The organism is Pelorhabdus sp. sgz311002, assembly GCF_056134285.1.
On sequence record NZ_JBWBCL010000003.1, the window covers coordinates 16,467 to 30,482 of the forward strand.

9 protein-coding genes and 1 riboswitch are annotated in these 14,016 nt (G+C 43.0%); of the genes, 3 read left to right on the forward strand and 6 right to left on the reverse strand.

Features of this window, described 5'->3' with window-relative positions:
• Positions 1–9 precede the first annotated feature (9 nt).
• Entirely contained in the window at positions 10–1,083 is a 1,074-nt protein-coding gene (locus AC0NJP_RS05925) for a transketolase C-terminal domain-containing protein (protein ID WP_474037836.1), read from the reverse strand.
• 194 nt (positions 1,084–1,277) lie between these two features.
• Positions 1,278–2,246 carry a diguanylate cyclase domain-containing protein gene (locus AC0NJP_RS05930; protein WP_474037834.1) on the reverse strand — a complete coding sequence of 323 codons (969 nt, stop codon included), beginning with the start codon at positions 2,244–2,246 and terminating at the stop codon, positions 1,278–1,280.
• A gap of 191 nt (positions 2,247–2,437) precedes the next feature.
• Positions 2,438–2,546, forward strand: a riboswitch (TPP riboswitch).
• A gap of 252 nt (positions 2,547–2,798) precedes the next feature.
• Here AC0NJP_RS05930 and thiW point away from each other — a divergent pair.
• Together thiW and thiM are read left to right on the forward strand one after the other, a co-directional pair.
• Positions 2,799–3,332: an energy coupling factor transporter S component ThiW gene (gene thiW / locus AC0NJP_RS05935; protein WP_474037832.1), complete on the forward strand. Its 534-nt coding sequence runs from the start codon at positions 2,799–2,801 to the stop codon at positions 3,330–3,332.
• Complete coding sequence (gene thiM / locus AC0NJP_RS05940; RefSeq protein ID WP_474699141.1) at positions 3,313–4,143, forward strand: hydroxyethylthiazole kinase; 831 nt, start codon at positions 3,313–3,315, stop codon at positions 4,141–4,143. The genes thiW and thiM overlap by 20 nt, the downstream gene beginning before the upstream one ends.
• A gap of 76 nt (positions 4,144–4,219) precedes the next feature.
• Here thiM and AC0NJP_RS05945 read toward each other — a convergent pair whose 3' ends face one another.
• Positions 4,220–4,603, reverse strand: coding sequence for a response regulator (locus tag AC0NJP_RS05945; protein WP_474037830.1), 384 nt, complete (start codon positions 4,601–4,603; stop codon positions 4,220–4,222).
• Positions 4,604–4,631: 28 nt separating this feature from the next.
• Positions 4,632–7,385 carry an ATP-binding protein gene (locus tag AC0NJP_RS05950; RefSeq protein ID WP_474699142.1) on the reverse strand — a complete coding sequence of 918 codons (2,754 nt, stop codon included), beginning with the start codon at positions 7,383–7,385 and terminating at the stop codon, positions 4,632–4,634.
• Positions 7,386–7,632: 247 nt separating this feature from the next.
• Here AC0NJP_RS05950 and AC0NJP_RS05955 point away from each other — a divergent pair, with 247 nt between their 5' ends.
• On the forward strand, positions 7,633–9,693 hold the full coding sequence (locus tag AC0NJP_RS05955; RefSeq protein WP_474699143.1) for a methyl-accepting chemotaxis protein: 2,061 nt from the start codon (positions 7,633–7,635) through the stop codon (positions 9,691–9,693).
• Between the two features lie 103 nt (positions 9,694–9,796).
• Here AC0NJP_RS05955 and AC0NJP_RS05960 read toward each other — a convergent pair whose 3' ends face one another.
• Both AC0NJP_RS05960 and AC0NJP_RS05965 read right to left on the reverse strand, forming a co-directional pair.
• On the reverse strand, positions 9,797–12,898 hold the full coding sequence (locus AC0NJP_RS05960; protein ID WP_474699144.1) for an efflux RND transporter permease subunit: 3,102 nt from the start codon (positions 12,896–12,898) through the stop codon (positions 9,797–9,799).
• Positions 12,898–13,983, reverse strand: coding sequence for an efflux RND transporter periplasmic adaptor subunit (locus tag AC0NJP_RS05965; RefSeq protein ID WP_474699145.1), 1,086 nt, complete (start codon positions 13,981–13,983; stop codon positions 12,898–12,900). Before AC0NJP_RS05965 ends, AC0NJP_RS05960 begins: the two co-directional genes overlap by 1 nt.
• Between the last annotated feature and the right edge of the window lie 33 nt (positions 13,984–14,016).

A 14,016-nucleotide genomic window follows, 5' to 3' on the forward strand; every position in this document is an offset into this window, starting at 1 on the left:
CTCACCCTTTCATATTTCAAGTTTTGCCGTTTCCCGGTAAACCTCTTCCGTCGTAATACCAAGACCGGGGCGAAACACTTTAGTAATTGGCACATTTAGACCATAAAGCGCTTCTGTTACCATCCGATAAAACTGTCCTTCGGCCGATTCGAATAGCAAGAGGTGTTTCGCTTTTTGAACAGCTTGCCGCATTTGCTCAGCGGGAAAAGGTCGTAAGGTAATGGGCCGAAAAAAGCCAATTTTCCGCCCCTCTTGTTGCAGAATTTTAGCGGCGGCCCGACAGGATCGACTTACAATTCCATGGCTTACAAGTATAACATCGGCCTTGTCACAATTCTCCTCTTCCCATTCCACGATTTGTGGCGCCATTTTTTGATAGGCGCTAAGATGCTCTTGCAAAACCTCATAGAGTTCTTCTTCCGTATTGTAGGTATTACGATAATGTTCATAGTCTGACGCCGCGTCCTTCCCCACTAAGGGATAAGGCTTTACAAGTTCCATTCCCGCCTCAGTTGGATCATACACCGTAAGGGATTCGCGCATTTTCCCCTGGTAACCGTCACCAAGGACATAGGCGGGAAAGCGATATTGCCAAGCTCGATTAAAAGCTTTAATGGTATAATCAAACAATTCTTGATGACTCGCTGTCGAATAAACAATTCGAAGACCCTCACCATTGCCGCCGAAAGCAGTCAGAGTCGTCTCCTGTTGACCATAAATAACAGTTGCCGTAGAGGGGCCGCCGCGCTGCTGAATTACAAACACAGCAGGAATACGCATCATCTCAGCCATAGCCATCGGTTCCTGCATTAATACGTTTCCTGGTCCAGCTGTACTCGTAAAAGCTTTTTTTCCTGTCATTACAGCGCCAAGCGTGTAATAGCCTGCTGAAAGCTCATCTTCTGTCTGCAAAAAAAGTTTATTAAAATCAGGCGCATACTTTGTCCAATATTGCATGACCTCTGTTTGCGGTGTAATAGGGTAGCCGAACAAGGCATCGGCCTTCGCCGCCAGCGCCGCCAAGGCGATTGCCTGATTGCCAGTAATAAAGCGACGCCCTTTTTCCAATGTTTCTTTAGGCATATCATCCCTCCTATGAACTCCTTACATAGATAGCTTTGACCAATCTCTTAAGTCTATTCATAAGATATAAAAAATCCCCAGCCGCCAACCTTTCAAGCTCCTGACCGAAACACTACACCGCAACAATAAAACAAGCCGGAAAATCCGTTACTGGATTTCCGGCTTTTATATTTCAATTCAATTTTAAAATTTTTCTACTTTGCATAGGAAAGATAGGTTCTACCGCCAGATCGCTTAGCTGCATACATAGCATGATCCGCATAAGCAATCAAATCAGCAGCACCTTCGGCGTCATCAGGAAAAAAACTTAGACCAATGCTGATCCCAATTTCTACTTGACTGTCTTCTCTTGTGATCGGCTCTAAACAATAATTTAGCAGTCTATTCGCAATACTATACGCTTCCTCACGTTCAGACAGATCAGACAGAATGGCAACAAATTCGTCGCCAGCTAAGCGCGCGGCAAAATCCTTCGCTCTCAAGGTACGACGAAACCGCTCCGCCAGAACCTGTAATAAAAAATCACCGGTATTGTGACCAAAGCGATCATTTACTTGCTTAAAATCATCAATATCCATAAACAGCACCGCAAAGAAACGTTTATATTTTGTTCCTTCGCCTACGGCTCGCTCCAGCATTGCTTCAAAAAAGCGACGATTCGGCAGGTTAGTTAGCGAATCATAAAAAGCATATTGATACATAAGCTTTTCATTTTTACGTCGTTCGCTAATATCACGCGTAACGCCAATAAATCCTTTGGAGCGTTTTTGCGAATCCAAAAGCGGATTGACTGTCACTTCCAGCCAAAGCGTATACCCTGCCTTATGATAAGCTTCTACTGTATAAATAAAACTTTGCTTATTTCGCTCTTCAAGGGGCAAAGCTTTACGCTCTTCATATTTTTTCTGCACTTTTCTCACCGAATCTGCTGTAAGAAGAGTAAATAAAGAACGTCCAATCAACTCCTCCGTCTGATAACCAAAAACAGGCTGAACCGCAGGGGATACGTAAACAAATCGAAAAGCTTCATCAAGTTGCCAAATCACATCCAGGGAATTTTCCGCTAAAAAGCGATACATCTGTTCGCTTTTCCCTAATTCCTCATTGATTTTTGTTAGCTTGTTACAGCGTCTCTGTAATTTTATGATTTCAATGGATTTCATGGTTTTCCTCCTACAACCTTGTTCCTGCTCTATCTATTAAAGATTCTCTATGATTTTCCATTATATTTTTTTCGAACCTTTTCGACAGTTTCCTGCTATTTTATATCTTTTAAAAAACTTTCTATTTTGTCAGAGTAATAACAGCGCTGTTCATTGCGATTCTTGCCATCTTATGCTACAATAAATGAAAATAAATTGAGTAGGGGAGCTTGTAGTGCAGGCTGAGAAAAAGTAATCAAACTTTGACCCTTAAACCTGATTTGGATAATGCCAACGTAGGAAAAGTTTCGCTTGTACAAACAGGGTAACCGCTTCGGTCTATCCTGTTTTTTGATTTACCGGCAACAAGAAAAGATGACGGAGGAGCGTCCGGCGTCAGAACAAACCGACAACTAAATAGCGAGGGAGCTTGTGTTTCAAGCTGAGAGGAAGCTTTTAAGCTTCGACCGACCTGCAGCACACCGCAGGAGAGCTATTTAGTGTATCAGTATATCCTTTTTTAAGAACTCTCCTGAGCGAGTCGCTGCCGACCAAACTCAAGGAGGTTTTTTTATGCAAAAAAATTCAAAGGTACTAAAATTAGTTATGCTATCGATGCTAGTCGCGCTTGGTGTAGTCATTTCTCCCATTTTACGCATTGAAGGCATGTGTCCTATGGCGCATTTTATCAATATTGTTTGCGCTGTTTTGCTAGGTCCATGGTATGCGCTGCTCTGCGCAACGCTCATCGGTGTCATTCGCATGATGTTTATGGGCATCCCGCCGCTTGCTCTGACAGGTGCGGTCTTTGGCGCTTTCTTATCAGGAGTTTTCTATCGCGTATCAAAAGGCAATCTTTTCGGCGCCGTAGCGGGCGAAGTCATTGGCACAGGCATTATCGGTGCAATCGTATCCTATCCGGTTATGGCTTTTATCTATGGCAAAACTGGCCTTACTTGGCTCTTTTATGTACCGCTTTTTCTGTGCGGCACTTTAATCGGGGGAACAATCGCTTATTTCTTCTTAAATTCACTGAAACGATCTGGTATGCTAGTAAATTTCCAACGCAACTTAGGAGCGAAAATTTATGATAAAGTCCAGGCTTAATGTAGCTGATTTACTTACAATTAGGGAACAAATTCGTCACGAAAAACCATTAATTCACTGTATCACAAATCCTATTTCTATCAATGACTGCGCCAATGCGATCCTCGCCGTAGGCGCTAAACCAATTATGGCCGAACATCCTTTAGAAGTGGAAGCGATTACAACGCTAGCAGGTTCTTTAGCTGTAAATCTGGGAAACATCACTGATGCGCGTATGGCATCCATTCCTCTGGCAGGAAAAAAAGCCTTAGCACTACAGCACCCAATTATTATTGACTTAGTTGGCATTGCCTGCAGCAATCTAAGGCTTCAATTTGCCGAAACTTTCATTACGCAGTGCCGCCCTTCTGTCATAAAAGGCAATATGTCGGAATTAAAAGCTTTGGCAGGCGTAAAGAACACTGCTTTGGGAATTGATGTAGGCATTCAAGATCAAATTACCGAAAATACTTTAATTGCAAATGCCGCCATTGTAGCTGGCCTAGCACAAAAAACAACTTCTGTCGTTGTCGCTTCAGGCGTAATTGATTTACTTTCCGATGGACACCATACCTACGCTGTGAAAAACGGCTGCGAAATGCTGTCCTTAGTGACTGGCACAGGCTGCATGCTAAATGCTCTCATCGGCACTTTTTTAGCAAGTCAAAATATCCTGGGCAGCGCCTTGCTCGCTACAACGCTCTTAGGCGTCTGCGGCGAAACAGCCATTCAAACGAGTGGCCCCGGAACTTTTCGTTCCAGCCTGATTGATCAACTTTATACCCTTACCGACGAAACGTTCCAACATAAAGCAAACTATTTTTTAATATAATAAAAAAACTGCTTTCAGGAATCTCCTAAAAGCAGCGTCACCTAAGACTGCCTTGTTCCAGGCAGTCTTACTATTTTTATTTTGCCTCACAAAAACTAGCCTCATTTAAAACAATGTCTATAGCACTTAAAAGCTTCTCCGCCTGAAGCGGTTTTATAATATAATTCTTAGCCCCTTCCTGCAAAGCCTCAAAGATTACGTGTTTTTGACCTAAGGCACTTACAACAATGACTTTTGCCAAAGGATCTATTTTCATAATTCCCTTTAATGCCCCGATCCCCCCCAATCCCGGCATCGTTAAATCCATTGTAACAATATCCGGGCCGCATCTTGGATATTCTTGTATGGCGTTTTCGCCGTTTACGGCCTCCGCTACTACTTCATGCCCGGCTTTTTCAAAAATCTTGCGCAGCACTGTACGCATCATTAAAGCATCATCTACAATCATTATTCTTGCCATAAGTTTTCTCCTTTATATTATATGTCGTTTATCTAATAGCAAAACCATCTACGTCGCTCGCTTTTCTATGCGGCAAAAAGAAAACAAATTCAGTTCCCTGTCCAATCGCACTATGAATCTGTACGGTCCCATGAAGTTGCTTTAACTCTGCTAGAACCGCAGAAAGTCCCACACCGCGTCCTGCTAATTCAGTAACTTTGGGAGCGCCGGAAAAGCCTTCAGCAAAAACAAGCTGCAACTTTTTTTGCTCATCCATCCCTGCCAATTCTACTGTTGTACAAATTTTTCTTTGCAACGCAATAGAGCTGATTTGCTCTGAATCCATTCCCCTGCCATCATCACGAATATGTAACCTCATGCCCTCAGCATCGTGATGGATCCAACAACGCATATGGCCGATTTCATCTTTCCCTTGCACGATTCTTTCCTCTAAGGACTCTAAGCCATGCACTACAGCATTTCGAAATACATGACCAAGTGATTTAATAAATTCTTGATAAATAATTGGATCGACGAGATTCTCGCCGCCTTCAATAACAAACGGTTTAATCACTTTGCCATTTCGTTCCGCCAATCCTACCGTATACTCAGGATAAGATTGCAATAATTCTTTAAATGGCTTATACCGCAGCTTTCTTAGTTCAGGAAGTAAGAAACGACATTCTTCCGGTGGTAAAAGCTCTTGCACTTTCGCTTCTAGTTCTAATAAACGTTCACTTTCAATAACCAAGCGATTTTCTTGTTCAAAAAAGCTCTCTCCCAATATCTCTTTTAAAATCGTCATATCTTCCTGCAGCCATTCTTGTAAGGTTGCAGGTGGAAAAGCAGCAAGGGTTGCTTGCAAAGCCTGATCGCTTGCTCCGGCTTTATGGGCGCAAAACTTCCCTAACCAATCTTCCATCTCGTGTAGTTTTGCCATCAAGTGCTTCATGCGAAGCTGCCCAAACGTTCCCTTAAAAGTATGGACCGTTCGAAATAAGGCAGAGCAAATATCTGTAGTGGTCTGTTCTTCTTTGAGTTTTTGTCCGATCCCCTCTTGGCAAAAAGCATTATATTGCTTCACAGCAGCAAAGAAGTCATCGGCATGGGTAACAACATGAACCACCATTGATAAAACATCTCGCTCTGCCTGAATTTGCTGTTCCATCGTTTTTTGAAGAGTAAGATCTGTAAGAATCACCATAATTCTTCGATCCCAAAGCTCTTTCTTGCCTTCAATTAGCTTATAGGCAAGCCCAATAGATCGATTTCCTAGCATAATTTCTTCTGGCAAAAGCGAAAGATAAGTTTTTCGCACCATCGTACGTTGTTCTGTAAAGACCTTAGCAAAGAGATTAACTATAAAATCTTGCTCGGTTTCATTATCCGGATAGAGCAATACAGAAATATTCTTACCGCCAATTGGGCCAGAAAAAATCATTTCACATTCAGCGCTGTATTCCTCATTAATTGTAAGATCAGGACCGAAAGAAAGAAATCCTTGTCCAGCATGGTCTAATAGGCTCTGTAATGAGGCAGTTCGTTCCGCAATTTTTTTCTCCAATTCTTTATTCCATTCTTCCATGCAAGCATGAGACCGCTGCACTTCTTCATACATTTTCTGCAAAGAATCAAGCGTAGTGTTAATCGAATTTGTCAGAAAAGCCATTTCATCTTTCGAAAAAAGCCGCCCTCGCACCGCCCAATCGCCCTGACCAACGCGCTGCATAACACCACTCAATTCATAGACAGATCTACGAACTGACAAATCAAATCCTAAGAAAAGATAGCAAACAAGAAATAGTACAGCCCCTGAAAAAACCACTACACCATCACGATATTGACGATAACGGTCTACTCGCTCTGCTAGCATTTTTTCTGCAACCTGTAAGGTACTTTTCTCCATGTCTATGGAAGTTTGTATAGCCTGAACGCCTGCGGCGGCAAGTAGTTCCGGCGGAATCGGTAATCCTTGCTGCCCTAAAAGGTTTTGTTCCACATTCCAAGTAAAAATCGGTACAGAATCAGTCAGTGCCGACTGTAGGGTTTTTAATTCTTTTTCTACTAGCTCATTATGCCGAAATATAAGCTGGATATCATGACTAACCTGCTCTAGTACAGACCGCTCCAGCCCAACAATCTGCAGTAAACGATTCTTGCTGTCTTCGGAAAAACCACTCTGGGGCCGCTGTACCGCAAGAGCTTTCGTTACAGTCAAATAGTCCATAAGCTGAGGCAGTTTTCTTAAGGTTACATCAATAAGGTAAGATGTAGTAAAGTCTGAATCCATCGTTAGATTAGAAGCATAGCCAACATGTTGCATCAATTCATTGATCTCTTCAATCCAGCGACTATCTAAGTCTAACTCTGTCTGATTCTGGCTTTGCTCTAATTGCGTCGCTGCTTTTCGTTTCCCCCAGTCTTGTTGCACTAACTGTACTTTCCAGTCGGTATCAAATTGATTTCCAAGATGCTTCTCTTCCTCAACTACCTTGGCCAAAGCTTGATCAACCTTAGCCCTCTCTTGCTGCAAAGCTTGGCTATGTTCATCTGTTTGCGACAAATACTCATAATGAACTGTACGATAAGACTGAGCTGCTGCTAATAAATCAGTTAATACAATTTCATAGTGAATCCCCATACGCTCTTTTTCCGATAATTCGATCGTCCGATTTAACTCGGCTACCAACATATAAATTAACACAAAAGCCTGAATAAAAATAAGAAGCCCAATGATCGTAAATTTATAAGCGTATTTTAGTCGATTCATAAAGCGTATTGCCGGTTCCAATAAACGATTCATTCTTATCACCTGACCGTTTTTTCTCGACTATACCAAAGCACTAGCCTTCAAGTCCTATTTTAGGCTAATATAGCTTAAATCAGGTGAATTTGAGGTTAATTTTTTGTAAAAATTAGCCTTACTTGTCAAGCTATAGTATAATTAAACAGGAAATCGGCCAAGTATACAGAATTCCTCTCTTATCTTCTTTTAAGTTCCACCTAAATATTTTAAAATATATTTAAATAATCCAAATTGGGGTGAAAGTATGAAAACCTTTCCTATTCAGTTTCGCATGACAAGCATCCGTACACGTCTGTTGTTCTTAATTCTTGCGATCATGATCATTTCTTTAAGCGTTCTGACTGGAATCAGTTATTATTTCTCTAAACACTACTTATCTAACAGCGTCAATGAAATTGCCTCTTCCATTGGTGTTGATTATGCGCACCGTGTACAATCTTCTACAAATGAACTAATTATCTTTGTCCAGGAACTGGCGAATAATCCTTACATAAAAGCCGGCACAGATCGCCCGCAAATCGTCAGTGCTTTAGCTGACGGAATTAAGCGCAACAATAAGTTTACGGGCTTAAATTATGGCGATTTGCAAGGAAATGTTGTCCGCGCGCAAGGAGATACGGTTTTTTTAGGCGATCGCGAATATTATAAAAAAGCGATTCAAACTAAAAAAATTGCTATATCGGACCCACTCATTGCCAAGGGAACAGGCAAAATTTCTCTGGCCGTTGCCGTTCCGGTCTTCGTTAATGGCAATGTAACCGGCATACTGCAGGCAACTATTCCACTTGACAGTTTAAATGACATGGTAAAAGATATTAAATTTGAAGACAGCGGTTACGGCCTGATTATTGCCAAATCCGGTATGGTCATTGCCAATGGCAAAAGCGCTGACTTCAATGGCAAACTAATGTTAACAGAAAAAAAAGTAGCGACTGAGCTGAATTTACCGATTGCTGAACTAGACGATAAAATTCTCGCTTTATTCAAAGAAACAGTCGAAAACGGCGGGCAACACGAAGGAACTCACAACTTTCTAAATAAAGATACGTCTTATCTCAGTGTACTAACTCCCATTGAGCTTCCTGGCGACCAGCGCTGGGTCATGATGATTACCGCCCCTGCCGCTGAAGCCACACGTGAAGTAGGAACAATGAGCTTGATTCTAATAGGTGCTTCCCTAGTCTGTATTTTACTTGGCTCCATTGCTGTTGTTGCTATCAGTAACAATTTCGCCCGCCCCATTATCAGAATCCGTGATGAATCACTCTTATTAGCCGCAGGCGATTTACGTTCTCGTCCCATTCAAATCAATTCTGATGATGAATTTGGCCAACTAGCCAAAGCCTTTAGCGAAATGGCGGAAAAACTTCGTAAATTCATTACCAATGTACAGTTAAAATCAGAAACCGTTGCTGCTGCCAGCGAAGAAATGACAGCCAGCGCCCAACAATCCGCCGAAGTAACAAATCAGGTCGCCCAGGCAACCTGCCATATTGCCGCAGGTTCTGAATCACAGGCAAAAGCAGTTGATCAAATGGCGACGATTGTTGAAAAAATCTCTGCTGGCATAGAAAACATTACGGTAACAGTTCGAGAAATTTCCTCAATGGCCCAAAAAACAAGTCTTTCTACGGGTCAAGGTCGTGAGGCTATTGAAAAAGCCACCGAACATATGCGTAATATTGGTACTGGCTCTGAAACAGTGCAAAATACGATCGAAAATTTAGCACAAGGCTCACGCGAAATCGGCGAAATTGTAACACTGATTTCCTCCATTGCTGGTCAAACAAATCTTCTAGCTCTTAATGCCGCCATTGAAGCGGCTCGCGCCGGTGAAGCGGGCCGTGGCTTCGCTGTCGTTGCTGACGAAGTTCGCAAACTCGCCGAAGAGTCTAACCAAGCGGCACAAAAGATTACCGCTTTAATTCAACAAAACGAGCTTGCTATGGGTCAGGCGATTACTGCCAGCCACGCTAGCGCCACTGGCGTTCAAACAGGGATCGAAGTAGTTGAATCTGCTGGAGATACCTTTAAAGTAATTGCAGCTACTGTAGAAACCTTATCAACACAGATGCAAGGCATTATCGAATCCATTGATCAGATTGCCGCTGGCAGCGAAACCCTTGTTCTATCAGTTCAAAATGTCGATAAAATAGCAAATGCAAATGCAACAGAAGCGGAAAGCGTTTCTGCCGCAACAGAAGAACAGGCCGCCGTGATGCAAGAAATTGCCTTCTCCAGCAAATCCTTAGCATCTACAGCAACAGAACTCCAAAGTGCTGTGACTAACTTCCAGGTCAAGTAACCCTCATACGAGTCCAAAAACTAAACATAAAAGGCTGACGCATCCACGTAAAATCTACGTGTAGTACGTCAGCCTTCTTTATTGCTAATTCAACAAAGAATCTTTAAATGGAACCGTCCACCTGGTCACTCTTTACAGAATCTTTTGTACCAATTATAGCTTGAGGAACCTCGACCTTAAACCATGCCGCATACATAGTCGGCAGCACGAGCAAAGTAAGTACGGTAGCGCCAAATAAACCACCGGAAATGGCCACAGCCATGGGACCCCAAAAGTTACTGATAACCAGCGGTAGCATCCCTAAAATCGCCGCAGCCGCAGTCAACATAATTGGTCGAAATCGCAGAATGGTCGAATCAATAATTGCATCCCATACCGTTTCACCTGCTGCTTTATGCTGCTCAATCTGGTCAATCAAAATGACTGAATTGCGTATAATCATACCGCTCAAAGCTAAAATGCCAAGCTCAGCTACAAAACCTAGTGGGCGCTGTGTGGCCAGCATGGCCAGACTCACGCCAATGATGCCTAACGGCGCTGTTAGCACAGTCAACAGCATCAGCGATATTTTGCGCAACTGGAAAATAAGCAGTGTTAAAATCACAAAGATCATGGCAGGCACAGGCTGCAACAAATACTTAATGGATTTTTCGCTATTTTCTAAAGAGCCGCCAATCGTAATGCTATAGCCGGGCGGCAGCTGATTGCGAATTTGGCTCAAAGAGGTATACACTGCTTTAGTCACGTCGTTGCCCATTGCCCCAGGAATCACATTGGCCTGCACCGTAATTGTCGGTTTTAAATCACGCCGCCAAACAAGCCCCTGCTCCCCATCATAACTAATTTTAGCGATTTGCTCTAATGGAACAAACTTGCCGCTACCGATATGAATATTGAGGTCTTTCATATGCGATAAGTCATAGCGATTCTGATTATTTAAACGAAATACCATATCAACCGTCTTATCTCGCTGACGAAACTCAGCAATAGCTGCACCAGATAGCTGCATTTGTAGGTTATTTGCCAGGGTTTGACTATCAATACCGAGTAAGCGAGCCTTATCCTGATCCACTGCCAAATGCATAACTTTGCTTTTTTCATTCCAATCAAAATTCACATCAAGAATGTTCGGGTTATCATTCATAACCTGGCGCACTTCTTCCGCAATGGCTTGCACCTTATCATGATCGTAGCCAGCTACGCGCAGCATCACCGGATACGGTGAAGGCGGCCCTGTCTGAATCAATTTAATATTGCCGCGCACATTGGGAAATTGTTCCGCAAAGAGAGTATCAATTTTCTTGTGAATGATATCGCGCGCCTCAGGACTTTTGGCCACAATAACAAACTGAGCATAATTATTAGCAGGGAGTTTGGGCTCGGTAGTTAAAACAAAACGTGGCGCCCCTTCACCAACGTAGTAGCTATAATTTTCGATTTGTTCGTCACTAGCTATTTCCTGAGAAAACCGATTGGCTTCGGCCTCTGTAGCCTTCAGTGAAGCCCCTTCGGGCAGTGTCATTTCCACAATAAGTTCCGGCCGGATTGACGGTGGAAAAAACTCTTGCTTGATAAATTGAAACAGACCAATTGCCCCAATAAAAGCACTTAACGTACAAACAAGTACGATTTTGCGATGGGTCAGACACCAAACGAGAACCCTGCGAAACAATCGATAGAACCTAGTATCATACAGGTTATGGTCCGCTTGGTGATCTTTCTTAACTTTAATAAGCAGGCTGCCTAAAAGCGGCGTAACTAAAACAGAAACAAGCCAAGAAATTATTAAGGCAATTGTTATAACCTTGAATAGCGAACTCGTAAATTCGGCGGCATTCCCTTTAGCAAAACCAATCGGAATAAAACCAGCGCACGTAATCAATGTACCTGTCAGCATAGGGAAAGCTGTAGCTGTATAGGCAAAAGATGCAGCCTTAAACGTATCCCAGCCTTGTTCTAGTTTAACGCTCATCATCTCGACCGCAATAATGGCATCATCGACTAATAACCCCAAGGCGATAATTAAAGCGCCCAAAGAAACTTTATGCAAATCAATACCGCCAATCTGCATGCAAACAAAAACTCCCGCAATCACAAGAGGAATACATAAAGCTACCACGATACCAGAGCGAATACCTAGGCTGGCAAAACACACAGCTAGAACGATAAAAATAGCTTCTTTCAAAGATTTTGTAAATTCGCCGATCGATTCTTCAACGACTTTCGGCTGATTCGATACTTGACTTAATTCTAGCCCTGCAGGCAGCTCTTGCTGAATCTCTTTAATTTTTGCCGTTACATTTTCACCCAAAGTGAGGATATTGCCGCCTTTATCCATCGAGATAGCCAGACCAATAGCAGGCTGACCATTAAAGTACATTTTCGGATTGATCGGATCACTATAGCTGCGTTCAATTTTGGCAATATCGCCAAGACGGAAAGTCCGTCCCCCGGCTCGGATCGGCAAATTTTTAATGCTTTCCAAATCATCGAACATTCCCGTAACCCGCAGGTAAACATTATCAGAGGACGTCTCGACCATGCCTGCCGCTGCCGTAGCATTTTGCGTTTTCACTGTATTCATAATCAAATTAGGATCGATTCCAAGCTCAGCCAGCTTTGCACTTTCCATTTCAATGTAAATTTTTTCATCCTGTACGCCAAGTAAGTCTACTTTACGAATATTGGGAATCGCCAGTAGCATCCGACGAATTTTCTCGGCTCTGTCCCGCATTTCTTCATAAGTAAAACCGTCGGCTGTAAGGGCGTAAATGGAACCAAATACATCGTCAAAGCGGTCATTAAATCCGATTCCCGCCACGCCCTGCGGCAGTGTATGGCTGATATCGTTCACCATATCGCGTACTTCCCGCCAGGTTGGGCGAATATCTTTTTCGCTGACTTCGTCTTTTAAATTTACATAAATAACAGCTTGACCAGGCCTTGAATAACTTTTTAAATAATCAAGCCCCGGTGTATCTTGAAGCTTTTTCTCCACTTTATCCGTAACTTGTTCTTCTACCTCGCGCGCACTTGCTCCCGGCCAAGAGACAGAAACAATCATTTGACGGATGACAAAATCAGGGTCTTCCATCCGTCCTAACCGAAAGTAGGAAAAAATCCCCATGATAAACGTAGCAATTATAAAGTAATAAATAATTGGTTTATTATGCAAAGCCCACTCTGTTAAATTGACTCGCTTCACTATTCTTCACCTGCCGTCCTTACTTTCTGTCCGGCCTGCAGCTTATGCACTCCAGCTGTTACGATTCGCTCGCCTGGCTGAAGACCTGACAAAACTTGAATCTGATTATCACCAAAAGTTCCCACACTAATGGGTCGTAGCGTAAGTGCTCCATTTTCAACAACCCAAACATTCGGCTGATTCCCCGACTGATATAATGCGGCCAATGGAATATACACACCAGAACCGTTACCGCCTGATACTCCCTGAGCTACATTAACAGCTGCCGTCATCCCTAATTTTACAGCACTAGGGGGATTTATTAGACGAATCCTGGCCTTATACGTTCGCGAAACGGGGTCTGCCATGGGCGAAATTTCTCTGACTTCACCAGTAACCGTTGTATTGTTTAAAGCCCAAAAAGTAATAGTAAGCTGCGCCGCTTTCTGAAGTGACTCTACCTGATTTTCCGGCACAGAAATTTCTACCTCTCGTTCGCCATCCTGAATGAGAGTAAGAACAGGCTGTCCGGCACTGACGACTTGCCCAGCCTCAACATTGATTGCCGAAACAACACCAGAACTACTCGCTTGCAGCAAACTATAATTTAATTTATTGATTCCCTGGGAATATTGAGCTGATGCCTGCTGCAGCGCAGCCGCAGCAGCATCATAGGCGTTTTGATATTGATCATATTGCGCTCGACTAATAATATCTTGTTCAAGCAACTGCCGGTAGCGATTCAAATTGCTTTCCGCCAGTTTCAATTGCGATTGAGCTGAGGCGACTTGCGCTGAATTACTGTTTACCAACTGATTAATATCTTTCGGATCAATTTCCATCAGGACATCGCCAGCCTGCACTTGACTGCCTAATTGAACAGACCGTTTGATAATTTTCCCATCCACTTGAAAACTGAGCTGCGTTTCATAGCGACCCCGTACCGCACCGGAATACACAGCAGACTGGCCCTTATCACTCATCTTAATAACTTCGGTCTGAACTAACGCTGCCTTTTGTTCAACTAAGGGCGCATTACCGCAGCCTGCTAAAAAAATCCAAGCGGACACGAAGCAGCACAGACCTTTATATAAAGATTTTTGCATAAGCTTTCCCCTCCTCCATACAACTCGTTCTAA

Excerpts from the sequence above, each read along its gene's own strand:
- AC0NJP_RS05965 (WP_474699145.1), bottom strand. The coding sequence starts at position 13,983 with ATGCAAAAATCTTTATATAAAGGTCTGTGCTGCTTCGTGTCCGCTTGG.
- AC0NJP_RS05950 (WP_474699142.1), bottom strand. The coding sequence starts at position 7,385 with ATGAATCGTTTATTGGAACCGGCAATACGCTTTATGAATCGACTAAAA.
- AC0NJP_RS05925 (WP_474037836.1), bottom strand. The coding sequence starts at position 1,083 with ATGCCTAAAGAAACATTGGAAAAAGGGCGTCGCTTTATTACTGGCAAT.
- AC0NJP_RS05930 (WP_474037834.1), bottom strand. The coding sequence starts at position 2,246 with ATGAAATCCATTGAAATCATAAAATTACAGAGACGCTGTAACAAGCTA.
- thiM (WP_474699141.1), top strand. The coding sequence starts at position 3,313 with ATGATAAAGTCCAGGCTTAATGTAGCTGATTTACTTACAATTAGGGAA.
- thiW (WP_474037832.1), top strand. The coding sequence starts at position 2,799 with ATGCAAAAAAATTCAAAGGTACTAAAATTAGTTATGCTATCGATGCTA.
- AC0NJP_RS05955 (WP_474699143.1), top strand. The coding sequence starts at position 7,633 with ATGAAAACCTTTCCTATTCAGTTTCGCATGACAAGCATCCGTACACGT.
- AC0NJP_RS05945 (WP_474037830.1), bottom strand. The coding sequence starts at position 4,603 with ATGGCAAGAATAATGATTGTAGATGATGCTTTAATGATGCGTACAGTG.